The following is a 22,723-nucleotide window of genomic DNA, read 5'->3' on the forward strand; positions in this document are numbered from 1 at the left end:
GTCGGCATTACCAGCTGGAGCCGGCGCCGCCTCCCCCGGAGCGTCCGCCGCCGAAACTTCCCCCGCCTCCACCTCCGCCGCCACCCCCTCCGCCGGAGAAGCCCCCGCCGGTGTAGTTTGACGAAGAGCGGGTGAGCCGCGGCAGCGTCACCTTGAGGAGACCGTGATGGTCGCAATGGGCGCAGGTTACCGTGACTTCTTGGATGCCCGTCGAGGTGTACGTGGGTTCTTGGATGATGTCCCGGTACGTCTTAAGGGTGCGATTTGAGCAATCGGGGCATTTCGCGAAGCCGCTAAACCAGTGCGAGAGAGCCTGAATGCGCTGAACGCCGCAGGACGGACACTCGTAGACATCGTAGCTGATCGAGCCGATGGACTCCTCGGTTTGCTTGCCAGCGTCGAGGTGGTCGTCCTCTTCATGCTCTTGGAGCACTCGCATGGTGTCTTTGCACTTGGGGCAGGTACGCAGCCACTTGTAGCGCGCGGCAGCGGCAACCCCGACGCCGCCGGGTCCCAAGAGCCAGACCCACCAGGGGATCTTCGGAGCGGCGGGGGAGTGGGAGCCGGTCGGGGAGGAGTGGCGAGTAACGTCGTCTTCGCTGGCGCTAAACTCGAGAGGGTTGTTTCGAAGTCTGCGATCAACGGCGAAGATGCCGGCTGTGAGCCCCGCGGCGAAGTCGCCTTTGCGAAAGAGGGGCACCATGGCGCGCTCTTGCATGACCTTGAGCCAGCCGTCGGTGAGCACAGCTTCGAGGCCGTAACCGGTCTCGATCTCCAGGCGACGCTCTCCGGTGACGAGTACGATCAAGAGTCCGTTATCCTCGCCAGCTTTGCCGACGCCCCAGAGGTTGAAAAGCTCGGTGGTGAAGTCTTTGGGCGTTGGCGAGTCGACAGACTCAACGGTGACCACCGCGATCTCAATGCCGGTATCGGCCTCAAGTTGGGTAAGCGCCCGGTTGATCGACTCGCGGTGAAAGGCGTCCAGGAGGTTCGCTTCATCGGCGACCCGTTCCCTCCGTTCTTGAGGGTTGGGCACCTCTTCGGGGCTCATGGCGCTGGCCAGAGCCGGAAACATCAGCGTGATGACGAGGGGCAAGAGTCGCAGCGCGAGCATGGACATCCAAAACCTGAAGGGGAAAGTGCGCAGCGCTTATCATGTGGAGGTACGCGCTGCGTTTGAGAGGTTTGGGGCATATCACCAGCTCGAGCCGGCACCACCGCCGCCGGAGCTGCCGCCCCCGAAACTTCCTCCGCCACCACCGCCGGAGAAACCTCCGCCACCTCCGCCGGAGATACCCCCGCCGGAAGAGCTTGATGAAGCGTGGGTGAGTCGCGGTAACGTGACCCTCGTGCGACTGAGATGGTCGCAATGGGCGCATCTTACTATGACTTCTTTGATGCCCGTCGATGTGTAGGTGGGTTTTTGGATCACGTCGTGGTGCGACTTGAGTGTGCGATGTGAGCAGTCCGGGCACGCTGCGAAGCCGCTAAACCAGTGCGAGATACCCTGGATTCGAAGATCGCCGCAGGACTGACACTCGTAGACGTCATAGCTGATCGAACCGATGGACTCCTCGGTCTGCTTGCCACCTTCGAGGTGATCGTCCTCTTCGTGTTCTTCGAGAAGTCGCATGGTGCCTTTGCATTTCGGGCAGGTACGCATCCACTTGTAGCGCGCGGCTGCGGTGCAGCCGACGACGCCGAAGACTCCCAAGAGCCAACCCCACAATGGTATTTTTGGCAAGGAGGGGGATCGGGTCGAGGAAGCGCTGAGGTTGTCGTCACCCTCGCTGTCGATGAACTCGAGAGGATCTTCTCGAAGTCTTCGATCGACGGCGAAGATGCCGTCTTTCAGACCGCCGGCGAAGTCGCCCTCTCGGAAGCGGGGCACCATCTCGCGCTCTTGCATCGTCTTGAGCCAGCCGTCGGTGAGAACGCCTTCGAGGCCGTAGCCGGTCTCCATCTCCAGACGCCGTTCTCCGGTGACAAGCACGATCAAGAGTCCGTTGTCCAAGTCCGCTTTGCCGATGCCCCAGAGGTTAAAGAGTTCGGTGGTGAAGTCTTTGGGCGTTGGTGAGTCGACGGAGCGCACGGTGACTACAGCGATCTCAATGCCAGTGTGGGCCTCGAGATGAGTAAGCGCCCGGTTGATTGACTTGTGGTGAGAGGAGTCCAGAAGACCGGCTTCATCGGCGATCCACTCGCCGCGTTCTCGGGGGTTGGGCACCTCTTCGGGGCTCATGGCGCTGGCCATGGCCGGAAGCATCAGTGTGATGAGCAGGGGCAGTAGTCGCAGCGAGACCATGAAAGGACCAAAACGAGAGGAGGAGTGAATAGCGGCTATGGCGCTGCGTGAGGCGCTGCGCCTAAGTGATCGAGTTACGTTACCAGCTGGAGCCTGCGCCACCGCCCCCGGAGCTTCCGCCGCCAAAACTTCCCCCGCCACCGCCACCGATGGAGAAGCCCCCGCCCGACGACGATGAGGTGGAGCGGGTGCGTTTGGGGATCGTCACCGTGAAGGTGCGGGTGTGCGGGCAATGAGCGCAGGTGACGGTGACGCGTTTGCTGCCTGTGGAGGTGTAGGTCGGCTGGCGTGTGACGTTGGACTCCGAGGCCAGGGTTCGGTTTTTACACTCCGGGCAGTTTGCGTAGCCGCTGAACCAGCGCGTGTTGGCGTGCACGCGTTGCACGCCGCACGAGGCACACTCAAAGACCTCGTAATTGATCGATGCGACGGCCTCTTCGGTGAGTTGTCCGGGGTTGAGGTAGGCGTCATCTTCGTCTTCTTCGAGGACGCGCATGGTGTCTTTGCATTGGGGGCAGGTCTTTAGCCATTTGCGGCGCGCGACTGCGGCGGCGACACCGCCGGCGCCCAGGAGCCAGCCCCAGGGGGGAAGGGTGGGGGCCCCCGAAGAGCGACGGGATGAGGAGGGCGGAGAGGATGAAGGTGCGAGAGGCCTGGCCGGGGCGCGCAACTGCTGGTCGACGGCGAAGATGCCCGCGGAGAGGCCCTGGTCGAAGTCACCCTGGCGAAAATGAGGCACCATCTCGCGCTCTTGCATCACCTTAAGCCAGCCGTCGGTCAGGGTGGCTTCCAGGCCGTACCCGGTCTCCATCTCCAGGCGACGCTCACCGGTCACGAGCACAATCAGGAGTCCGTTGTCCGCGTCGGCTTTGCCCACACCCCAGAGGTTAAAGAGCTCGGTGGTGAAGTCTTTGGGCGTCGGCGAGCTGACGGAGGGCACGGTGACGACAGCGACCTCCGCGCCGGTTTGCGCCTCGAGCTCCGTAAGCACGCTGTTGATCTGGGAGATCTGGGCGTCATCCAGAAGACCCGCTTCGTCGGAGACCCAGCCGCCGGTGTGGCGGGGGTTGGGCACCTCCTCGGGGCTCATCGCGCTGGCGAGTGTCGGAAGGACAAGTGTGACGAACACAACAGCAAGTCGAAGCGCGAGCATGGGCAGGCCGGGGTCAAGAGCAGCGGGTCCGTGAAGGGGCAATTGAGGATGCGACCGCACCTAATTCGGCGGCGCGGTGTCGTGATCGAGCGGCACCATGATCGGCAGGCTCCCGCCGGTGAGCATGGAGGCCGGTGGCAGTCGCACCGCGCGGTTGTAGCGAGCCGCCGCCTCATTGAAGCGCTGGGTGGCCACGCGCACGCGATTCTCCGCGCCGATGAGCTCGGCCTGCTTGTCGAGGGAGTCGGGCAGGTCACGGTAATGCGCCTCAACGGAGGCCTGCCGCGCCTTCTGGTTGGCGACCTCGGCCTGGTGCTGCTCGACCTCCGCGTAGAGGTCGTTCAGACGCGAGGCGGTGGAGCTGTAGCTCACCGCCCCGGCCACCAGGATCAGGACCAGAATGCCACCGATGATCGTGAGCATGCGTTGCCTTCGGTTTTTCTGGCGGATGGCGGCGATGGTCTCGGCGCGTCGCTCTTCCTGTAGTTTCTGATGGGCGCGATCGATGAAGTCGGCCGGGATGCCGACCTCGGCGCCGACCTCGCGCATCTCCTCGAGCGTAAGCTCGTTTCGGGCCTTCTCGCGCAGGCGCTCGGCGGTGGCGATGATGTCGTCGACGTCGTCGTAATCGACGGTGGGATCGGGCGGGGAGCTCATCGAGGTCGGTCCTTTTCGGGGCATCGTGCGGGCGCCCGCGCGGCGCAGACGAAGCGCGGGCGCCGCAGATCAGGGCAAAAGCAGATCAGTCGTCCTTTAAGGGAAGCACAAAGGCCTTGATGCCCGCAACTTTAGGTTCGGATTCGCCGTGCAACGCGTAGAGGTCGCAGAAGGCGAAATGATACTCTTTCCCCGCGGCGTTGCGGGGGCGCATCGTTCCGTGGACGGCGCCTTTGCCCTCGCTGAAAATGATGTCATCGACGTGCATCTCCAGAGTCGTCATGCCCTCCATCTGCTTCATGGCGCGGGTGAAGGCGGCCTTCCCCTCAATAATGGGCTCGCCCACCATCTCCCAGCGCACGTCGTCGGTGACGTTGTTGACGATGAAGTCGAGATCGGGGGCAATGAAGGCATCGTTGTACGCGCGAAGAAACTCGAGATGGGTTTGATGCATAGGATTCTCCCGGGGGTGAAGCGACGGCGCTTTTGCAGCTCAACGCCTGGATGCGCGTTGGGCATACGCGCCGTCGCGGACGACGCGACCCCTTGCCGCGTCTACCTACAGGTCGAATCATGGGCACGTGGATCGACACCGCCGGGTAAATGCGAGGCAGGTCTTATTCTGCCCCTGCCAGTGCTGCCTCAAGCTCATCGAGACTTTTGAGCCAGGCCTGGTAGTCGTCGGACTCTTCCCAGAGCTCGGCGAGTTCCGAGTTGGTACGCACGCGTGCGATCGCGGCGCGGGCGACGGGAGCATGTTTTTCGTAGAGTTCGGCGATGACCTCGTCGTCCTGATCGTCGATCCACTCGATGAGATCGTCGGGAAGGTGCCCGTCATTGTACCCGTCGAGCGCGGCGACCAGTGCGGCGGCGGCCAGCGCGATGCAGCCCAGATCCGCTTCGAGGTATTCGTCAGGTTCTGTGCCGGCGGCCTCACCGAGGGCTTCGATGAGGGGCTCGTCGTCTTCGGCGTCGAGCATCTCGTTGAGCCAGTCCATTGCGTCGTCATTTGAGAAAGGTTCGTGGCCCCAGGCGCCCATGGTGTCCTCGGTAGGAAGATAGAGATGGTTTCGACGGAGTGTTTTGCGTGATGAATCGCTTCTACACGGGAGGAGGGCTCAAGGGCAACGTCGTTGGATGGGCTGTGCTGGCGATGGCGAGGCGTGCGATGTACCTTCCGCCCGGAGACGAGAAGACGTCGCCCCGGAGTCGAGGCGATTTGAGAATGTTCAACATGCAGGAGAGCGCGATGAGCAAGGTTCCGCAGGGTGAATCCACGCATGAGTGGGTCAAAGATTATTATGGCAAACTTCTGGCGAGCTCAGACGATCTTCAGACCAACGCCTGCTGTGCGGCGGGGGCGCCGGCCGGCTGGATCGCGTCGCGGCTGCAGCATGTGCATCCCGAGGTGAGCGAGCGCTTTTACGGATGTGGCTTTCCCATCCCGCAGGCGGTGGAAGGGGCGACGGTGCTGGACCTGGGCTGCGGCACCGGCCGCGACGCCTATGTGATCGCGCAGTTTGTGGGAGAGCAGGGGCGAGTCATCGGTCTGGACATGACCGACGAGCAGCTCAGCGTCGCGCGTAAGACGGAGGCCTGGCACGCCGAGCGATTTGGTTACGCGCAGCCCAACACCTCTTTTGTGCAGGGCTATATCGAAGATCTGAAGGGCGCGGGCATCGAGGACGCTTCGATCGATGTGATCGTGTCGAACTGTGTGGTGAATTTGAGCCCACGCAAAGATCTCGTGCTGGCGGAGGCGTATCGTGCGCTCAAGTCCGGCGGTGAGCTTTATTTCAGTGATGTGTTCGTGGATCGACGTCTTCCCGAAGACGTCGCCAACGATCCCCTGCTGCACGCCGAATGCCTGGGCGGGGCGCTCTACCAGTTTGATTTTGAGACGCTGGCAAAGGCCACCGGGTTTGCCGATCCGCGCGTTGTTTCCACGTCGCCGATCACCATCAACAACCCGGAGATTATGGCGAAGGTGGGCCTGGCGAGTTTTGTGTCGGTGACCTACCGCCTCTTTAAACTCGAGGGGCTGGATGCGCAGTGTGAGGACTACGGGCAGACGGCCACCTACCGCGGCGGGGTGGAGGGGGAGGAGCGGCTTTTCTGGCTCGATGATCATCACGCGTTCGAGGCGGGGCGCCCGGAGCGGGTCTGCGGCAACACCGCGGCGATGCTGGCGTCGACGCGTTTTGCTGAGTTCTTTGAGGGGAAGGGCTGTCGTCAGACCCATTACGGAGCTTTTGCGTGCGGGCCGACGATGGCCGCGGCGCAGTATGCGGGCCGCGAGGTGGAGAGCGGCGCTGTGGGGGCGACGATTAGCGCGCCGAAGACGAGCTGTTGCTGAGCGACGCTCGGATGTGAACGGGCGCCAGGCGAACCGACTGAAGATGAGGAAGGTATGACGCAGAGTTATAGCGACGCCATCGCGCTTAAGCGCGATGAAGGCGGGGTGTTTCACGGTCAGATCGACCGCAGCTGGTATCAGGGGCGCGGCGCATTTGGCGGGGTGAGTGGCGCGGCGATGGTGCGCGCGATGGAGCGCACGCTTGATGCGCCGGAGTTTGCGCTGCGGGCGCTGGCGGTGAACTTCTGCGCGCCGGTCACCGACGAGCCCTTTGAGGTGCACGTGGATGTGGTGCGGCGAGGATCGTCGGTGATCTGCGCGGAATCTCGAATCGTGCAGGAGGGGCAGGCGCGGATGGTGGCGATCGGCACGTTCGCAAAAGAGCGCAGCTCTGGCTCGGACTTTGAGCAGCGGGCGATGCCGGAGGTGCCGCCGGCGGGTGAGGTTCCCACTGCGCCGGAGAGTCCGCTCTTTCCAAAATTTGCGAAGTACTACGAGTATAAGTTCTGCCACGGGGCGATCCCGTATACCGGCCACGATGAGGCGGAGCTCGGCGGGTGGTGCCGGCTTAAAGAGGCGCCGGGTCCGCTGGATGCGGCGCAGCTTATCGGGCTTTTGGACATGTGGCCGCCGGCGGTCATCACGCGTATGACCAGCCCGGCGCCGGCGGCGACGGTGTCGTGGCAGGTGGTGATCAATGAGCGCCTGCCTCTGGAAGAGGCGTCCGCCGACGATTTCTACCTGGTGACGGCGCGTTCGGAGCGTGCGGTGGGCGGGTTCTCGGAGGAGCGGGCTGCGGTCTACAGCGCCGACGGGCGGTGTCTGGGGCAGGCGTTGCAGCTTGTGGCGATTTTTGGCGGCTAAATGAAACCAGCGCGCCATCTCAAGCCGGGGGGGAGGTCCCGGTGCGGCCTCGTGCTGCTTTTGGCGTTGTTTGCCGTGGCGATGCTCGGGGGTTGTGAGGGCGGCGATGATGCTGCGAAGCCCGCGCCCTTGCAGATCTTTGTGGCCTCCTCGTTGACGGAGGTCTTTGAGACGTATGCGTCGATGTACGAGGCGTCGAACCCGGGCCTGGATGTGGTGGTGAGCGCGGCTGGAAGTCAGGCTTTGCGACTGCAGATCGAGGAAGGCGCACCCGCAGATGTTTTTGTGAGCGCGAATATGGCGCACCTCGACGCCCTGGTGCAGTCGGGGCTGCTGGAGGCCATGGAGCCCTTTGCGAGCAACCGACTCACGATCATCACCGAGAAGGGGAACCCGCTGAAGATCGAGAGCATCGACGATCTTCAGCGGGCAGAACGTCTTGTGGTGGGCGCGCCGGAAGTTCCCATCGGGGCGTATACCGAAACCTTGTTGGAGAAGGTGGCGCAGCGGCAGCCCGAGCTTGCCAGCGCGCTTCGGGGGCGGGTGGTCTCAAGGGAGCGGAACGTGCGTCAGGTGCGCGCGAAGGTCGAGATGGGCGAGGCCGATGCGGCGATCGTGTACCAGAGTGATGCCCGGGGGTATGAGGGGGTGCAGGCGGTGGCGATCCCCGAGACGCTGGAGGTGAAGGCGACCTACGGGCTGGGGGTTGCCCGGGGGGGGCATGAGGCGCGACGCGAGCGTGTGGAGGCATTTTTGATCCTCCTGAGATCACATAAGGGTCAGGAGGTGCTGCGTCAGCATGGGTTTGAGGTGGTGAGTCGATGAGTGAGCGGGCCTCAAAGCTGTGGGGTGGAGCGGGGACGCTGGCGGCGCTGGGGCTGCTCGGCGCGCTTTTACTTCCCCTGCTGGCGCTGGCCCTGGCCAACGCTCCGCAGGCGTTGTGGGAGGGCGTGCGGGATGCGCGTTTTGGCCCGGCGCTCCTGTTGAGTTTGCGCACCTCGTTGTTGAGTCTGGGGTTGGTGGTGGCGGGGGGGCTTCCGCTGGGGTGGTGGCTGGCGCGATCGCGTTCGCGTCTGGCGAGCGTGGTCGAGGTTCTGGTGGATCTTCCCCTGGTGCTTCCGCCGGCGGTGGTGGGGGTGGGGCTGTTGATGGCGTACGGGCGCCGCGGTCTGCTGGGAGGTGTGCTGGAGGGAATGGGGGTAAGTCTTCCCTTTACGAGCGCCGCAGTGGTGGTGGCCCAGGTGGTGGTGGCGGCGCCCTTTTTCGTGCAGGCGGCGGCCACCGCGTTCGGGGCCGTGCGTGAGGAGCAGCTGCTGGTGGCGCAGACGCTGGGGGCGTCGCGCGCCGAGGCGATCTGGAGCGTGGCGGTGCCGGCGGCGCTGCCGGGGCTCATCGCCGGGGCGTCGCTGGCCTGGGCGCGCGCGCTCGGGGAGTTCGGGGCGACGTTGATCTTTGCGGGAAGCCTGGCCGGGGTTACCCAGACGATGCCCATCGCGATCTATGCGGCGCTGGAGCGCGATGTGAGTCTGGCGGTGACCTTTGCGCTGGCGTTGGCGGCGATCGCCACGGTGCTCTTGCTCGCGCTTCGGCTCGGGCCACGGCGGATCTTGAGGGTGGGGAGGGGGCGATGAGCGGGTTCGCGATGCGCCTGAAGGTTCGTCACCGCGTCGGGGCGATGGTCCTGGAGGTGGCGTTGGAGGTTGGCGCGCGGCCGGTCGCGTTGATTGGCCCCAACGGGGCGGGGAAGAGCACGCTCTTGAAGATCATCGCGGGGGGCGTGCGGCCCCGGAACGCGACCATCGAGGCCGGTGGGAAGTGCTGGGTCGACAGCAGCGCTGGCGACTTCCTGGAGCCGGCGCGTCGTCGGGTGGGCTATGTGCCCCAGGGGCCCAGTCTTTTTGAGCATCTGCGGGTGTGGGAGAACGTGGCGTTCGGGCTTGAGGGTAGCCGGGAGGAGAAGCGGGCCGCGGCGCTGGGCTGGCTAAAGCGGTGGGGGGCCGAAGGGCTGTCGGAGCGCCGGGTGGGGGCCCTCTCCGGGGGGGAAGCGCAGCGGGTGACGCTGGTGCGGGCGTTGGCCGCCAGTCCGCAGCTTTTGCTGCTCGATGAGCCGCTCTCGGCGCTCGACGCCATCGCCCGGAGACAACTTCGCGGCCAGCTCGCTCAAACGATCGAGGCGCTAGGTCTGCCGACGATCATCGTCACCCACGATTGGCGCGATGTGGCCGCGCTTGGCGCCGAGGTGGTGGCGATGGAGGAAGGGCGAGTGGTGCAGAGGGGGGAGCTTCAGGCGTTGAGTGAGACTCCGGCGTCGGCGTTTATTGCAGAGTTTTCAGGGGTTTAGGTCAGGTTTTTGAGTGCGTTGGGATCGTTGCCTTCCAGCCCCTCCAGCCAGATCTCGCATGCGCGCGAGGGCTCACCGTTGATGTGGGCCTCCAGGCGGTGAAGCCCGGTGTAGACCTTGCGGGTCGAGCGGTGGGCAAAGCTGTGAGTGGTCTGCAGGGTTTTTGATTGGCCCGGCCCGAGCTCGAGATCGCTCCAGCGGAAGACCTTTGAGAAGGTGCGGCCGCTTTTGGTAGGGCCGCTCAGCGCGTAGTCCACGCGCAGCGCCAGGGGGCGAGCGGTGGGGTTGTGCAGCGTCACGGAGAGGGTGAGGGTGTCGCCGGCTTTGAGCTCGTCGTGGGAGAGGGCGAAGTCGCCGATGGTGGCCAGGCCGGGCTCAAAGCCGAAGATGCGCAACACGCGGGGATGGCCGGCTTTGAGCTGGCCGCGAGCGGCGTGGCGCACAACCCACAGCAGGTCGCCCTCGCTCGGATTGGACTCGCCGTCGGCCGCCCAGCGCTCCAGCGTGTCGAGTCCTGTGGGGAGGTCGTCTTTGACGATGTCCTGGAGGTGGTTGGCGACCGAGCGCTGCACGTAACGCTCGGGGTCAAAACGCAGCGCCTCAAGTAGCTTCAAGCGTCGGGACTGGGCGCCTTTGAGCCCGCGTACACCGCTTGCCCAGGGGAGGCGAGTGCGGGTGCCCTCGCTGATCCAGCGACGCACGTGCTGGTTGGGGTGATTCAGCAGGGATTCAAGGCGCTCCAGGCTCTCGTCGAGCTTCGTTTGAAGAAAGGGGCGGATGGCAAACTCCGAGGTGAAGCGCATGGTGAGCTCGGTCATGGCCTCAAAACTCGCGTCAAAGTCGTCGAGGCCCTGGCGGGCAATGAACTCGCCAAAAGGCCAGAAGCGGTAGCCCTTTTCCACGGAGCCATCGGCCTCGGGGAGCATCGGAGGAAGCGCGGCGATAAGCGTCTGCATGCGTTCAGCGGTGGGCCAGGGCATGGCAAGGGCCATCGCGTCGGCGATGTGCAGGGTGCGATCTTTGAACTCGAGCGTGTCGAGCCCGTGGGTGGCCTCGCGGCGAAAGAGCGCCCGATCGAAGTCTTCATGAGCAGCGCGCAGGAGCGTGGCGAGCTCGTCGACCAGCGCTGCGTCAAACCAGAGCTTGTAGGGTGTGCGAGTTGTCTCAGATTGGGTGCCAGCGACCACGTCGGCCTCCTTGAATAAACGTCGTGATGTGGCGTGACTATGGCGAGGATGTGGGCTGAACGCAAGTGCAGTCTTTGAGGTCGTTCGTAGCGCGTAGCGGCAGGGGCGGCGCATAAAAAAGCCCGGGCCCTCCGTGTTGCGAGGGCCCGGGCTTACGCTCAGGCACGTTCAGCGCCTGATCACCATTACTCGATGTAGCTGAGCATGTTGCCGCCGGTGACCGCCGCGGTGGTGCCGGGCGGGGTGGTGCCGATAAGGCACATGTTGCCGCCCACGCTCACACCGGCCGGGCAGGCGTACTGCGCGGTGAAGTAGAGCATGCCCTGCCAGATGAAGGGCTGGTGGCCGGGGATGGGCTGGGCGATCTGGCAGTTTGCGCCATCAAACCAGCCATCGGGGCAGACCCCGCCGGGGAGCGCGGTGGTGTAGAGGTGCCCCTGCCAGATGAAGGGGCTCACGCCGGGGGCCGGCGTGAGCACGTGGCAGTTGGCGCCGTCGTAGTTTCCAACCGGGCAGACGGGCGACTTCTGGGTGTACCAGGTGCGGCCGCTGACCTGGACGTTGACCGAGGCGGGCGCGGGGGTGACCTCACAATGGTTCGGAGCCTCGGTGGCACCCATGGGTTGGCCGTTGGCCATGATCGCCGGTTGCGTGCAGCGCTTAAAGCAGCTGTCGGCCGGGTTGTGAGTGCTCAGCGGGTTGAGGAAGGGGGTGCGTTTGTTGAGGAAGTGCGGGTGGACCTCGTGAATCGCCGCGAAGCGGTTAAAGAAGTCCAGCAGGTCATTGCCCTGAGCGATGGAGAAGTGGCTGCTGAAGCCCTTGCTCGGGTCGGCCTTAAAGGTCCAGAGCAGATCCCAGAAGTCGTAGTCGATGTTGCTCCAGTAGCACTGGGTGGGCAGGGTGGTCCACGGGTCGACCGGCGCGTGACCTTCCCAGCTCGCCGCGTTCCAGAACTGGAAGTTGCGGCGGGCGAAGTTGTCGGCGGTCAGAAGTTTAAGGCCGTGGGTGACGCCGTCGTCCTGGCGGATGGTGCGGTAGACGGAGTCGAGCGGGGCCTGACCTTCGCTGACGCAGGTCGCGTCGTTGGTGAGCCCGGGCATGCTCAGGGGGTTGGTCTCGGAGTTGATGTCACAATGCGCGGAGTTGAAGATCGCGCCGCAGAGCGCTTCGTGAGCGAAGTACTCGGCGAAACCTTCGAGGAAGGCCACGTTGTCGTCTTCCTGGCAGTTGTGCGTGTTCCAGCCGTTGATGAGGCTGGTGACGATGTTGGGGATGTTGCCGCTCTTATGCTTGTAATGCCAGGTGTGGGCGGTTTCGTGGACCACCGTGGAGATGTCCCACCAGTTCTCCGAGACGAAGATGCCGTGTGCGGTGGGGAAGGGGTTGATGGGGCTGAGCACGTTGGCGGGGTTGGGCGGGGCGATGCCCACGTTATTGAAGGGCACCGGGTAGTGGAACATCACCGGCCCGTTGAAGCGCAGCCAGCTGTTCTGGGCGCCGGCGGCCTGGTCGATGCGGCGCATCGCATCAAACGATACGGCCTGCTCGCGGCGCCAGCTCTGGCCGAGGGCCCCGGGCTGGCCCGGCGCAAAGATCATGTTGCCGGCGTTGTAGCCCGAGGAACTGTGGGAGTGCCATCCGACCTCCTTGACGATGGAGAAGCCCTGCCGGAAGAGCCCGTCAAAGGAGAAGGTGTTCCAGGTGGCGAAGTGGCCGTCGCGCAGACGGTACTGGATGCGGGCCCGGCGCTTGGCCCCGGCGAACATCCCGGTGAACTTGCGGGAGATGCTAAAGCAGCCCTGGGAGTTGGTGCGCGTGGTGGCCCAGGGGCGGTAGAAGATGCCGTCGACCGTGGTCGAGACGCGCACGTCGATGTTGTGCAGCGGCTCAATGGTAGTGTTCTGGGTGAACTCCGCCTGGTTTTCGAACTTCAGGCAGCCGGAGTACTTCCAGGTTTTGTCGGGGAAGAACCAGCCGAAGATGGGGGCGATCACAATGCCGGTGTTCCCGATGCCATCGCCGGGGGCCTGCAGCGCGAGCAGGGTCTCCGCGCTAAAGCCTTCTTCGGGGGCTTTGACACGCACGAGGTTCTCGCCGAGCTGCTCAAACTCAAGCGGTTTCTGGCTGCCGTCCTCCATGATCATCAGAGCGCGCTCGGGGCGAGCGGGGTTGGCGTATTTGAGGGTGACGGTGCCGCGCTCTTCGTCGAAGGACTCGACACTGAGCGAGCCGAAGACGCTGCGATCGTCGACGTAGTCGGTGATGAGCTCGGCCGGTGAGGCGTCTTCGTGCAGAGCGGGCATCGCGTCGAAGTTGGAGGTGATGCAGCTGCTGTGGGCCTGGAGCATACAGGCGACGTCGTCGGAGGCGCACTCGCGCTCGGCGCCCTCGCAGCTCAGCGGTTCATCGAGGACGGCCAGGGCGAAGACGTTGTCGCCCAGGGCCTCGAGGTCGGCGTCGGCGGTGCCGAGCAGGAGGACGCCGGCGGCAGGGAGATCGCTGGCGAGGATGCGCAGCTCGGCCATGCCTCCGTCGACCTCTTCGATGGCGTAGGAGACATCCTGAAGGCGACCGCCCGTGTCGCGCAGCTTGAGCTTAAATTCAGCGCCGGCGGCGATCAGAAGATGCAGATCGGGGCTGTTGGGGTGGCGGATGTACACCGGTTCGCGGGCGTCGGCGTAGTCGATGATGGGCCCCTGAGTGACGAGCTGGACGGGGCCGCGCGTTGCATAGAGTGGGGAGAGCGCCTCGTTGAGCGAGCGGACGTCGGCATCGGCGATCAGTCGACTGAGCTCGTCGAGGTTGCCGCGAGCGTCGGCGCCTGCCGAGGCGGTGGCGGCGACGGCCTCCAGCGCCTGGCCGGCCTGTGCCGGGGCGGTGGAGTCATCGGGGGAGGTGTCTGTGGCGTCGCCACAGGCGATCGCCGTGCAGGCCAGCAGGCCGGCGGCGATGAGGGCAGGAGAGCGCTTAAAAATGACATTCATACAGTTGCTCCTTCCGCGGTATGCGGATGTTTTGCACCGGCGCCCCGGGCAGGGCTCCGCCAGGGCCTGTTACGATGCGTAACGGCGAAGGTGAGGAGCACGGCCCACGCGGCGACAATCGCCACGTGGCGCGGTGGTGCGGGTTATAGGAGCAGGGAAGCTTATCTGCGGGGGGGAGTGCAAAATGTTTTTAAAAATAGTGCAATTCTAAGGGGTTAGTCGGGGTGGGGTCCGGAGTCCTAACCGGTGGGTCAATTGTCCCCGGTGCAATTTAAGTCTTCTCGTGGATATCAGAGAGCGGACCGCCCTGGCGCGAGGTGCGCAGCGCGTTGATCACAGCGAGCAGGTCGATGCCTTCCTGGGCCAGGGCCCCGGCGATGGGGGGGAGCATGCCGAAGGCGGCAAAGCCCATGCCGATCATGCTCAGCGCGATGCCGCCGACCGCGCTCTGCAGGGCGACGCTGCGCATGCGCGCGGAGATGTGCAGCAGCTCGTCCAGGTGGGTGAGCGTGGGTTCCAGCAAGACGGCGCCGGCGGCCTCGGAGGTGACCTCGTGGGCCTGGCCGAAGGCCACGCCGACTGTGGCTGAGGCCATCGCCGGCGCGTCGTTGACGCCGTCGCCGACAAAGAGGATCTGCGCGGTTTCGCTTTCCTTTCGCACAATCGCGACTTTGTCTTCGGGGCTCTGCTCGGCGTAGGTGCGCTCGATGCCCATGAGGTTGGCCAGGTAGGCGACCTCGCGCTCACGATCGCCGCTGACGAGCAGCACCTCGTTAAAACCATGGCGAGGCTTGAGGTGCTGGATAAAGGGGCGACCATCGGCGCGGGGGGCGTCGTGAAAACGCAGGGTCGCCTGGTAGCGGTCGTCGACCAGGATGACGCACTCCAGCCCGGACTCGACCGGGGGGATGGCGTCGAGGTCGGGGTGGTTGTGTTTAGCGAGCTTGCTGCGGCTGGTGACGACGACCTGGCGACCTTCGACATTACCGGTGAGCCCCTGTCCCGGGGGCTCGCTGACCTCGGTGGCCGGGAGTGGCGCGAGGTTGCGGGCGTCGCTGGCGCGGATGATCGCTCGGGCCAGGGGATGCCGCGAGTAGTGCTCCAGGGAGGCGGTCAGGGCGAGGACGTCGTCTTCGCTGAGTTCCGCTCCGACGACGACTTCGGTGAGCTCGGGCTCCCCTACGGTGAGGGTGCCGGTTTTGTCGATGATGAGTGTGGTGCAGCGCGAGGCGCGCTCCAACACCCGGGGATCTTTGATGATGATGCCGCGTTTGGCGGCCAGCGAGATCGAGCCGATGAGCGCCACCGGGATTCCGATGAGCAGGGGGCAGGGGGTGGCGACGATGACCACCGCCAGAAAGCGCACCGGGTCGCCGCTTAAGGCCCAGGCGATAAGGCCCATGGCCACGGCCAGCGGGGTGTAGAAGGCGCCGAGCTGGTCAGCCAGGCGGCGAAGGCGAGGGCGGCGCTGCTCGGATTCTTGCATCACACGCATGATGCGGGCGTAGCGAGAGTCTTCGGGAAGTCGCGTGGCGCGGATGGTCAGGGCGTGTTCACCGTTAATCGCCCCGGAGATCACCGCCGCACCGGGGGCCTTTGAGATCATATAGGGCTCGCCGGTGAGAAAGGACTCGTCCATAGACCCGTGGCCCTCCACAACCTCGCCATCGGTGGGGCTGGGCTCATGGGGGAGCACCACCAGAAGATCGCCCACGGCGATGTCTTTGAGCTCGATGTCGACCATCGCGTCGCCTTCGCGGCGGTGGGCGATGTTGGGCATCCGCGCGGCCAGGGCTTCCAGCACTGAGGAGGCGCGGCCGGCGGCGTAGCGCTCCAGGGCTTCGCCGCCGGAGAGCATCAGCACGACGATGCTTCCCGCCAGATACTCTCCCAGGAGCACCGCCGAGACGATGGAGATGCCCGCGAGCCAGTCGGCGCCGAAGTTGAGCTGGCGAAGTTGCTGGAGGAGCTGCCAGATCAGCGGAATGCCTCCCAGGGTCAGCGCCGCATAGAGCGGCCAGTCCTGGAGGGCGTCGGGGCCGGGGCCGAAGCGAAAAAGAAGATGCACCAGAATCGCCACCACAGTGAAGATGGCGATGAGGCTCTCCTGGCTGAGCCAGCTGCGTTGAAAGATCACCGGGTGCTCCAAAATTGGTATCTGTAAAAACATCGCGAGCCAGTACTAACGACGCGCGCTCTAAAACCCACCCCCCGATGTTTTTTGTTGGCCTGCAAAATACGGGCAGGTTTCGGCCCCCCCCCCCCGGCACCGGCTCAGCGGGCCTCGCCAGGGGTCAGACTGTAGATCTCACGGACCTCGCTGAGCAGGTCTTCGAAGTTGATGTTGAGATCTTTGAGCAGGCCGCTGGAGAGGTCGTAGACCCAGCCGTGGACGGTGGGGGCGCCGCGCTCCAGGAAGTTGCGCTGCACCTCGGCGGTCTTGATGACGTTGAGGCATTGCTCGCGCACGTTGAGCTCGACCAGGCGGCGGTAGCGCTGGTCTTCGTCGGCGATGGCGTCGAGCTCTGTGCGGTGGAGGCGGTAGACGTCGCGGATCTCGCGTAGCCAGCCGTTGAGGACGCCCAGATCTTTGGACTGCATCGCGGCCATCACCCCGCCGCAGCCGTAATGGCCGCAGACGACGACGTGTTTCACTTTGAGGTGGTCGACGGCGTAGTTGATGGTGGAGGCGACGTTGAGGTCGGTGTTGACCACCAGGTTTGCGACGTTGCGGGTTACAAAGACTTCGCCGGGTTCCACGCCCATGATCGTGGAGGCGGGTACGCGGCTGTCGGCGCAGCCGATGAAGAGGAAGTCGGGGTTTTGCTCGCGGGCCAGCTTTTCGAAGAAGGTGGGATCTTCGGCGTTGCGTTCTTCTACCCAGCGGCGGTTCAACTCAAAGATGCGCTGGTACGTCTCGTTGCTCATGTTTTTACTCCAATCAGGGTTATCAGCGTTCAGTTCAGGCTGACCTGCCAGGAGACGCCAAAGCGGTCGTTGCACCAGCCGAAGCGCTCGCTGAAGGGGTAAGCATCCAGGGGCATCATGACTTTGCCGCACTCGCTCAGCGCGGCGAAGATGCGGTCGACCTCTTCGGTGCTCTCGCAGCGCACGAAAAATGAGATCGAGGGGGTGAAGGTGAAGCTGTGCACATCGGGGCTGTCGGTGAAGAGCAGCGATTGATTATGCACGCGAAGCTCGGCCTGCATGATCTGGCCCTCCATCTCGGGGTTGGAGGCGTCGTAGCGATCGATGCGCACGAGTTCGGCGTCATCGAAGATCGAGGTATAGAGCTCGATGGCCTCCGAGGCCTTGCCGATGAACATCAGGGAGGGGGTCAGAGTGGTGGTCATGGCAGAGCTCCTGATCAGGGCGAAGGGGGGCGGATAACGCGTCCGGCGAAAATGTTGCGCCGAGACTATACGCGCATGCCCGCTCGGGTCGAGTCGCGCGCGAAGGTGATGACGCGGCATGTAACTCGACCCGAGCTTGCTGATCCGGCTCTCGGCTATGATCAGGGTCGCATCACAACCTTGACGCACTCATCCTGTTTGTCGCGGAAGGTTTTGTAGGCCTCCGGGCCATCTTCCAGGGTGAGGCGGTGGGTGATGAGGAAGGAGGGATCGATCTCGTTTTTCTCGATCCTGGCGAGCAGGGGCTTGAGGTAGCGGTGGACGTGGGTCTGGCCCATCTTAAAGGTCAGGCCCTTGCTGAAGGCGGCACCGATGGGGAGCTTGTCGATGATGCCGCCGAAGACGCCGGGGACGACCAGGGTGCCGCCTTTGGCGCAGGCCATGATGGCCTCTCGGAGCGCGTGGGGGCGTCCGGTCTCCAGGCGCAGGGTCTGTTTGGCCTTGTCGTAATAGTCCATCAGGCCGGTGCCGTGGGCCTCCATGCCGACGGCCTCAATGCAGGTCTGGGGGCCGCGGCCATCGGTCATCTCTTTGAGCGCTTCGAGGATGGGGTCGTCGGTGAAGTTGAGGACTTCGGCGCCGGCCTGGTGCCGGGCCATGGCGAGGCGCTCGGGCACGTGGTCGATGGCGATGACTTTTTCGGCGCCGAGCATGTATGCGCTCTTGATGGCAAAGAGGCCCACCGGGCCGCAGCCCCACACCGCCACGGTGCTTCCCGGCTGAATGTTGGCCACATCGACGGCCTGGTAGCCGGTGGGGAAGATGTCGGAGAGGAAGAGGACGTCTTCGTCGCTGAGTGTGTCGGGGACTTTGATGGGGCCCACATCAGCAAAGGGCACGCGCACGTATTCGGCCTGGCCGCCGGCGTAGCCGCCGTAGAGGTGCGAGTAGCCAAAGATGCCGGCTGGCGAGTGACCAAAACTGCGCTCGGCCATCCAGGCGTTGGGGTTGGAGTTGTCGCAGAGCGCGAACTCGTCGGTGTGGCAGTGATGGCAGTGGCCACAGGCGATGGGGAAGGGGACGACGACGCGGTCGCCGACCTTTAAGTTTTGCACCTCGGGGCCGACCTCGACGACCTTGCCCATGAACTCATGGCCCAGGATGTCGCCGGACTCCATGGTGGGGATGTAGCCATCGTAGAGGTGCAGGTCGGAGCCGCAGATGGCGGTGAGGTTGACCTCGATGATGGCGTCGTGAGGGTTAATGATCGTGGGATCGGGGACTTCCTGGAGGCGGACGTCTTCTTTTCCAAACCAGCAAAGCGCGCGCATGGGGGCTCCGTGGCAAAGGGATAAGCGTCAGAGTATGCCGGGATGAGGGGTGTGACCCGGGGAGGTTCAGCGGTTGGTGAGCATGCTCAACCCCTGCTCACGGTTCTGTGTGCCGCCGTAGGGTTGACCGCGTACTGTGGCGACTTCTCCGGCTTCGGCGAGTTGTTTGAAGGCGCGCAATTCCTCGCGGAGGATCTGCTCGGGGATGGCTTTGAAGAAGCGCTCGATCGCGGCGCCGAACTCCCCGCCGGGGGGCTGGTAGCGCAGGCGCAGGTGCACGCGGGTTTGCCCATCGTCCAGGTTGAAGAAGCTGACCACGCCGGAGCTCACAAGCTCGGAGCCTTCGATGGAGCGCCAGGCGATGAGCTCGTCTTGTTTGTCTTCGGTGATCTCGGCGTTCCAGCACAGCTCCATATCGCCCGGCACCTTTGCCACCCAGCGGGTGAGGCGTTCGCCGAGGTGCTCGACGCGTTTGATGTGGCGGAAGAAGCGGGGGATCTGCTCCGGGTCGCGCCACATGTGGTAGAGCTCGGAGGCGGGGCGAGCGATGGTGGTGGTGATGTCGATCTCGACGGGCTCGGTGGCGGCGGTGTTGGCCAAAAGACGTTTAAATCCTTTGTCGAAGCCGGGTTTGAGGCCGGTGTAGATCAGGCCTGCGCCGGCGGCGGCAAAGAGGATCTGCTTGAGGCCGTGCTGGCGGGCGATGGCCCAGGTGGCCATGGCCGTGCCGACGCCGATTGCCGGCCAGCCCAGCTCCTGGAGGCCGGGCTCGGTGTCGGGGGAGGCGGTGCGCTCAAGGGCGCGCTCCTCCTCTTCGATCATCGGTGTGTGCTGGGCGTGATTGGTCGACGTTTGAACCATAGGAGTCTCCCCGGATCCGAAGTCATTGGTGTGACCGTCGCGTCGATGCGAGGGCCGACCAGGTGTCGGGTGGTCCTATGAAAGGTAGAAGCAAAACGCCCGGCCCCAAGCACTTTGCCGGCGCGAAGGACCGCGCCTGCTGCGGCGCGTTAGCCCGTGCGCTCGAGGAGGCTCAAGGCGATGGCGGTGCCGGCCAGGTGGCCTGTGGTCCAGGCGTTCTGGAAGTTGAAGCCGCCGGTGACGCCGTCCACATCGAGAAGTTCGCCGGCGATGAAGGCGCCCGGGCAGATGCGGCTCTCCATGGTGCGCATGTCCACGTCGTCGGTGGGGACGCCGCCGGCGGTGACGAACTCGTCTTTGTGGGTGCTCTTGCCGGTGACCTTGAAGCGGGCGTCGGTGAGCTGGGCGATGAGGGCATCGCGGGGGCCGGCCTGAAGCGTGGCCCAGGTCTGCTGCTCGTCGATGCGGGCGGCGGCCACCAGGCGCTGCCAGAGGCGTTTGGGGATGGCGTCGAAGGGGGAGCGGGTGTGCACGTGGCGGGTGCCCGCCTCTTTGCGCAGCGCGGCGAATGTGGGGGCGGGATCTTCGCCGTGGAGCCAGTCCACGCTCAGGGTGAAGGTGTAGTCGAGCTCGTGCAGCGCGCGCGCCCCCCAGGCTGAGAGCTTTAAGATCGCCGGGGCGCTGAAACCGCGGTGGGTGATCAGCAGCGGACCTTCGTTTTTGAGGTTGGCCTCATCGATGCGCACCGCCACCGGATCGACGGCCAGCCCCTGAAGGTCGCGGATGCGCCAGTCGTCGACGTGAAAGGTAAAGAGCGATGGCACGGGCTCAATGAGCCTGTGGCCGAGCTGTCTGGCGAGCTCGGCGCCGCCTCCGGAGCGCGCGCCGCCGGTGGCCAGGACCACGTGGTGGGCGCGCAGCGTGGCGTCGCCTCGGAGCGTGACTTCAAAGCGAGGATGGGTGGGGTCGCTAACTTCCAGGGCTTCGATCGAGCGCACCGCCGCGCGGGTGCGCACGTTGACTCCGGCGGCGTCTGCCGCGCCGCGCAGCACGTCGATCACCGACTGGGAGTTGTCGGTGGTGGGGAACATGCGCCCGTCGGCCTCGGTCTTAAGAGTGAGGCCGTGGTCGTTAAACCAGGCCACCGTTTCGGTGACGCCGAAGCGGTGCAGGGGGCCGATCAGCGCTTTATCCCCCCGGGGGTAATTCGTCGCCATGCGCTTCGGATCAAAACAATGGTGGGTCACGTTGCAGCGACCGCCCCCGGAGATGCGCACCTTGTCGAGCACCCGCGGCGACTTCTCCAGGATCAGCACCCGCGGCGAAGCGCCGTAGAGCGCGCTCTGCTCGGCGCACGTGATCGCGGCATAGAAGCCGGCGGCGCCCCCGCCGATGACGATCAGGTCGAAGGTTTCGGTCATGGCAAAAACTCATCGGCTCATAGACGCAAAGCGCGCCCGCAGAGCCATCTTCAGGCAGGGGAGGGAGGCAGAAGGAATCAGCCGGCCGGAGCGTCGTCGCGCTCCTCGCGAAGCTCAATGCCCAGCATCGTGCCCCCTACCACAGCCACCGGCATCACCAAAAGGTTGACCAGCGGGATGAGCATCAGGAGCGCGCTTCCCACCCCGAAGCCCCCGGCCAGGTCGAGGTGGGCGCGCACCCGGGCGATCTTTTCTTTGAGCGAGAATCCCTGGCGGTCGAGGGCGGCGTCACTGTACTCAAAGGCCAGAAAGATCGCGCTGACAGCGGTTCCCAGCACCGTGTTGAGCAGGCTGCCAAGGCCCGGGATCAGGTGCAAAAAGAGCAGGGGGATGATGCAGGCCAGGTAGGCCAGGAGCGTCACCAGGCTGATGACAATCGAGCGCATAATACCCGAGATCATCGACTCGCCATCGCGGGCATCGGCGACGGTGCCGCGGAGCTCGCGCTCGGTGATCACCGAGAGCTGGTCGTTGAAGGGGCTTGCGATCACGCCGGCGACCATCAAGACCGCGAAGTAGGAGAGCACCACCGAGGCCAGGAGCACCACCGCGAGCACCACGTACCAGACGACCTTGAGCCAGGTGGCCTCGGGTTGGGCCCACAGCCAGCCCAGAAGCTCCGGGGCGTTCATCGCCAGCGCCACCGCCGTGATCACGAAGAGCACGAGGTTGATCAGCGCCGGAATGATCATCCAGGGCCACATCTTCGGGTGGGCCGCGATAAAGCGCATCGCCTTGAGCGGCAGTTTGATGCCGCCGATGAAGCGTCGCATGCCCGATTGGCCGCGCAGCGCGCGGAGTTCGTCGAGGATGGTCGTCGGGGCGATAGGGGTTGCGGCGGTGGTCATAGAGAGGCTCGCGGTGGCGTGGGGGCGCGTCGGAGGGTAGGGGAATGGTCGGTGTGTGCGCATCTTCAGAGAAGATGGCCCGTGACGCCAACCCGAAGATTCTACGCGATGAGGCCCGACGATGATTCGATTGCAAGGTGCGAGGTATTCGGTGCGCGATCTTGAAGAAGCGCGGCGATGGTATCAGGAATGGCTCGGCCGCTCACCTGCGCACGCCGGCGACGATAAGGTGCGTTTTGAGGCGGGGGCGAGCCAGCTTGTGCTTGTGAACGCGCCGGAGGTGGACGAGGGGGCTGGCGAGCTGTGGGAGGTGCACGATCTGGCATCGAGCTGGGAGCGCCTTCTGGAGATCGGAGCAGAAGCGATCGAAGAGCCCATGGAAGGTGAGGATGGCGTGTGGGTTGCTGCCGCCCGGGATCCTTTTGGCAATCGCCTCAACCTCGTCGAGGGTGTGAGGGGTCCGGGGCCTGTGGTGATGGCGGCGTCGGGAGAGTCGAAGCGGGCCATTGAGGTGGAGCGCATCATCTCGGCGCCGCGCGCGCGGGTCTGGCAGGCCTGGACCCGCCAGGAGGAGCTCGGCGCGTGGTTCGGCAGCGACGCCCGCTTTGAGCTTCGGGTGGGCGGACCTTTTGAGATCTACATGCTGGCCGAGCCCGCCGGGCTGCGCGGAAGTGAGGGATGCCGGGTGCTCAGCTACCTGGAAGAGCGCATGCTCAGCTTTAGCTGGAACGCGCCGCCCGATCATCCCACGCGGCCCTGGCAGACCCGGGTGGTGGTGGAACTCTCAAATATCGACAGCGTCAAGGCGGTCACCCGTGTGCGACTGACCCACACGGGCTGGCCGGTTCTGAGCTCCGACCAGGGGCAAAAAGACGCCGCGCCGGGAGAGCCCGGCGCGGCGGAGTGGGACGCGACTTTTGCGTATTTTCAGCGGGCCTGGCCGCAGGTGATGACCGCCCTGGAGCGTCATCTGGGCGGCTCAGTCGGGCACTGATATTGAAG

21 protein-coding genes are annotated in these 22,723 nt (G+C 64.8%); 6 read left to right on the forward strand and 15 right to left on the reverse strand.

The genetic code is table 11. From position 1 onward, the window contains the following. Positions 1 to 7: 7 nt before the first annotated feature. From FRC98_RS21390 to FRC98_RS07260, 6 genes are all read right to left on the reverse strand, one after another. On the reverse strand, positions 8 to 1,114 hold the full coding sequence (locus FRC98_RS21390; protein ID WP_230467383.1) for a TPM domain-containing protein: 1,107 nt from the start codon (positions 1,112 to 1,114) through the stop codon (positions 8 to 10). 81 nt (positions 1,115 to 1,195) lie between these two features. Further along, complete coding sequence (locus tag FRC98_RS07240; protein ID WP_146980637.1) at positions 1,196 to 2,305, reverse strand: TPM domain-containing protein; 1,110 nt, start codon at positions 2,303 to 2,305, stop codon at positions 1,196 to 1,198. A 79-nt stretch (positions 2,306 to 2,384) separates the two neighbouring features. After that, positions 2,385 to 3,434: a TPM domain-containing protein gene (locus FRC98_RS21395; protein ID WP_230467384.1), complete on the reverse strand. Its 1,050-nt coding sequence runs from the start codon at positions 3,432 to 3,434 to the stop codon at positions 2,385 to 2,387. A gap of 84 nt (positions 3,435 to 3,518) precedes the next feature. After that, positions 3,519 to 4,115: a hypothetical protein gene (locus tag FRC98_RS07250; protein ID WP_230467385.1), complete on the reverse strand. Its 597-nt coding sequence runs from the start codon at positions 4,113 to 4,115 to the stop codon at positions 3,519 to 3,521. 85 nt (positions 4,116 to 4,200) lie between these two features. Further along, positions 4,201 to 4,569, reverse strand: a complete 369-nt coding sequence (locus FRC98_RS07255; RefSeq protein ID WP_146980639.1) for a nuclear transport factor 2 family protein — start codon at positions 4,567 to 4,569, stop codon at positions 4,201 to 4,203. Between the two features lie 163 nt (positions 4,570 to 4,732). Beyond that, positions 4,733 to 5,155: a DUF4259 domain-containing protein gene (locus FRC98_RS07260; RefSeq protein WP_146980640.1), complete on the reverse strand. Its 423-nt coding sequence runs from the start codon at positions 5,153 to 5,155 to the stop codon at positions 4,733 to 4,735. 209 nt (positions 5,156 to 5,364) lie between these two features. Between FRC98_RS07260 and FRC98_RS07265 the strand changes: the two genes are divergently transcribed. The 5 genes from FRC98_RS07265 to FRC98_RS07285 are packed head-to-tail and all read left to right on the forward strand — an operon-like array spanning position 5,365 to position 9,676. Then, on the forward strand, positions 5,365 to 6,471 hold the full coding sequence (locus tag FRC98_RS07265; RefSeq protein WP_146980641.1) for a methyltransferase domain-containing protein: 1,107 nt from the start codon (positions 5,365 to 5,367) through the stop codon (positions 6,469 to 6,471). Positions 6,472 to 6,525: 54 nt separating this feature from the next. Then, the gene (locus FRC98_RS07270; RefSeq protein WP_146980642.1) at positions 6,526 to 7,335 is read left to right on the forward strand and encodes an acyl-CoA thioesterase; all 810 of its coding nucleotides are present in this window, start codon (positions 6,526 to 6,528) and stop codon (positions 7,333 to 7,335) included. 60 nt (positions 7,336 to 7,395) lie between these two features. After that, positions 7,396 to 8,160 (forward strand): molybdate ABC transporter substrate-binding protein, encoded by a 765-nt coding sequence (gene modA / locus FRC98_RS07275; protein ID WP_230467387.1) that lies wholly within the window; start codon positions 7,396 to 7,398, stop codon positions 8,158 to 8,160. Next, on the forward strand, positions 8,157 to 8,966 hold the full coding sequence (modB, locus tag FRC98_RS07280; protein ID WP_146980644.1) for a molybdate ABC transporter permease subunit: 810 nt from the start codon (positions 8,157 to 8,159) through the stop codon (positions 8,964 to 8,966). Before modA ends, modB begins: the two co-directional genes overlap by 4 nt. After that, positions 8,963 to 9,676 carry a sulfate/molybdate ABC transporter ATP-binding protein gene (locus FRC98_RS07285; RefSeq protein ID WP_146980645.1) on the forward strand — a complete coding sequence of 238 codons (714 nt, stop codon included), beginning with the start codon at positions 8,963 to 8,965 and terminating at the stop codon, positions 9,674 to 9,676. The genes modB and FRC98_RS07285 overlap by 4 nt, the downstream gene beginning before the upstream one ends. Here the strand turns inward: FRC98_RS07285 and FRC98_RS07290 are convergent. The 9 genes from FRC98_RS07290 to FRC98_RS07330 all read right to left on the reverse strand — a co-directional run bounded on the left by FRC98_RS07290 (position 9,673) and on the right by FRC98_RS07330 (position 21,721). Next, positions 9,673 to 10,863, reverse strand: a complete 1,191-nt coding sequence (locus tag FRC98_RS07290) for a YhaZ family DNA alkylation repair protein (RefSeq protein WP_146980646.1) — start codon at positions 10,861 to 10,863, stop codon at positions 9,673 to 9,675. The genes FRC98_RS07285 and FRC98_RS07290 overlap by 4 nt on opposite strands. 185 nt (positions 10,864 to 11,048) lie before the next feature. Then, positions 11,049 to 13,847: a hypothetical protein gene (locus FRC98_RS07295; protein ID WP_146980647.1), complete on the reverse strand. Its 2,799-nt coding sequence runs from the start codon at positions 13,845 to 13,847 to the stop codon at positions 11,049 to 11,051. 271 nt (positions 13,848 to 14,118) lie between these two features. Further along, positions 14,119 to 15,984: a heavy metal translocating P-type ATPase gene (locus tag FRC98_RS07300; RefSeq protein WP_230467388.1), complete on the reverse strand. Its 1,866-nt coding sequence runs from the start codon at positions 15,982 to 15,984 to the stop codon at positions 14,119 to 14,121. Between the two features lie 137 nt (positions 15,985 to 16,121). After that, positions 16,122 to 16,775 (reverse strand): carbonic anhydrase, encoded by a 654-nt coding sequence (locus FRC98_RS07305; protein WP_146980649.1) that lies wholly within the window; start codon positions 16,773 to 16,775, stop codon positions 16,122 to 16,124. Positions 16,776 to 16,804: 29 nt separating this feature from the next. Next, complete coding sequence (locus FRC98_RS07310; RefSeq protein WP_146980650.1) at positions 16,805 to 17,200, reverse strand: VOC family protein; 396 nt, start codon at positions 17,198 to 17,200, stop codon at positions 16,805 to 16,807. A 161-nt stretch (positions 17,201 to 17,361) separates the two neighbouring features. Continuing rightward, the gene (locus FRC98_RS07315) at positions 17,362 to 18,531 is read right to left on the reverse strand and encodes a zinc-dependent alcohol dehydrogenase (protein ID WP_146980651.1); all 1,170 of its coding nucleotides are present in this window, start codon (positions 18,529 to 18,531) and stop codon (positions 17,362 to 17,364) included. 66 nt (positions 18,532 to 18,597) lie between these two features. Beyond that, on the reverse strand, positions 18,598 to 19,392 hold the full coding sequence (locus FRC98_RS07320; protein ID WP_146980652.1) for an SRPBCC family protein: 795 nt from the start codon (positions 19,390 to 19,392) through the stop codon (positions 18,598 to 18,600). A gap of 149 nt (positions 19,393 to 19,541) precedes the next feature. Next, positions 19,542 to 20,813 carry a BaiN/RdsA family NAD(P)/FAD-dependent oxidoreductase gene (locus tag FRC98_RS07325; protein WP_146980653.1) on the reverse strand — a complete coding sequence of 424 codons (1,272 nt, stop codon included), beginning with the start codon at positions 20,811 to 20,813 and terminating at the stop codon, positions 19,542 to 19,544. Positions 20,814 to 20,890: 77 nt separating this feature from the next. Then, on the reverse strand, positions 20,891 to 21,721 hold the full coding sequence (locus FRC98_RS07330) for an EI24 domain-containing protein (RefSeq protein ID WP_230467389.1): 831 nt from the start codon (positions 21,719 to 21,721) through the stop codon (positions 20,891 to 20,893). Between the two features lie 121 nt (positions 21,722 to 21,842). Between FRC98_RS07330 and FRC98_RS07335 the strand changes: the two genes are divergently transcribed. Next, on the forward strand, positions 21,843 to 22,715 hold the full coding sequence (locus FRC98_RS07335) for an SRPBCC domain-containing protein (protein WP_146980655.1): 873 nt from the start codon (positions 21,843 to 21,845) through the stop codon (positions 22,713 to 22,715). The last annotated feature ends 8 nt before the right edge of the window (positions 22,716 to 22,723 follow it).

It is taken from the genome of Lujinxingia vulgaris, assembly GCF_007997015.1.
GTDB lineage: Bacteria > Myxococcota_A > Bradymonadia > Bradymonadales > Bradymonadaceae > Lujinxingia > Lujinxingia vulgaris.

Coding starts and splice junctions, on each gene's coding strand:
- FRC98_RS07325 (WP_146980653.1), bottom strand. CDS start 20,813: ATGACCGAAACCTTCGACCTGATCGTCATCGGCGGGGGCGCCGCCGGC.
- FRC98_RS07285 (WP_146980645.1), top strand. CDS start 8,963: ATGAGCGGGTTCGCGATGCGCCTGAAGGTTCGTCACCGCGTCGGGGCG.
- FRC98_RS07295 (WP_146980647.1), bottom strand. CDS start 13,847: ATGAATGTCATTTTTAAGCGCTCTCCTGCCCTCATCGCCGCCGGCCTG.
- FRC98_RS21390 (WP_230467383.1), bottom strand. CDS start 1,114: ATGCTCGCGCTGCGACTCTTGCCCCTCGTCATCACGCTGATGTTTCCG.
- FRC98_RS07250 (WP_230467385.1), bottom strand. CDS start 4,115: ATGAGCTCCCCGCCCGATCCCACCGTCGATTACGACGACGTCGACGAC.
- FRC98_RS07320 (WP_146980652.1), bottom strand. CDS start 19,392: ATGGTTCAAACGTCGACCAATCACGCCCAGCACACACCGATGATCGAA.
- FRC98_RS07335 (WP_146980655.1), top strand. CDS start 21,843: ATGATTCGATTGCAAGGTGCGAGGTATTCGGTGCGCGATCTTGAAGAA.
- FRC98_RS07255 (WP_146980639.1), bottom strand. CDS start 4,569: ATGCATCAAACCCATCTCGAGTTTCTTCGCGCGTACAACGATGCCTTC.
- FRC98_RS07305 (WP_146980649.1), bottom strand. CDS start 16,775: ATGAGCAACGAGACGTACCAGCGCATCTTTGAGTTGAACCGCCGCTGG.
- FRC98_RS07330 (WP_230467389.1), bottom strand. CDS start 21,721: ATGACCACCGCCGCAACCCCTATCGCCCCGACGACCATCCTCGACGAA.
- FRC98_RS07260 (WP_146980640.1), bottom strand. CDS start 5,155: ATGGGCGCCTGGGGCCACGAACCTTTCTCAAATGACGACGCAATGGAC.
- FRC98_RS07315 (WP_146980651.1), bottom strand. CDS start 18,531: ATGCGCGCGCTTTGCTGGTTTGGAAAAGAAGACGTCCGCCTCCAGGAA.
- FRC98_RS07270 (WP_146980642.1), top strand. CDS start 6,526: ATGACGCAGAGTTATAGCGACGCCATCGCGCTTAAGCGCGATGAAGGC.
- modB (WP_146980644.1), top strand. CDS start 8,157: ATGAGTGAGCGGGCCTCAAAGCTGTGGGGTGGAGCGGGGACGCTGGCG.
- FRC98_RS07265 (WP_146980641.1), top strand. CDS start 5,365: ATGAGCAAGGTTCCGCAGGGTGAATCCACGCATGAGTGGGTCAAAGAT.
- FRC98_RS07240 (WP_146980637.1), bottom strand. CDS start 2,305: ATGGTCTCGCTGCGACTACTGCCCCTGCTCATCACACTGATGCTTCCG.
- FRC98_RS07310 (WP_146980650.1), bottom strand. CDS start 17,200: ATGACCACCACTCTGACCCCCTCCCTGATGTTCATCGGCAAGGCCTCG.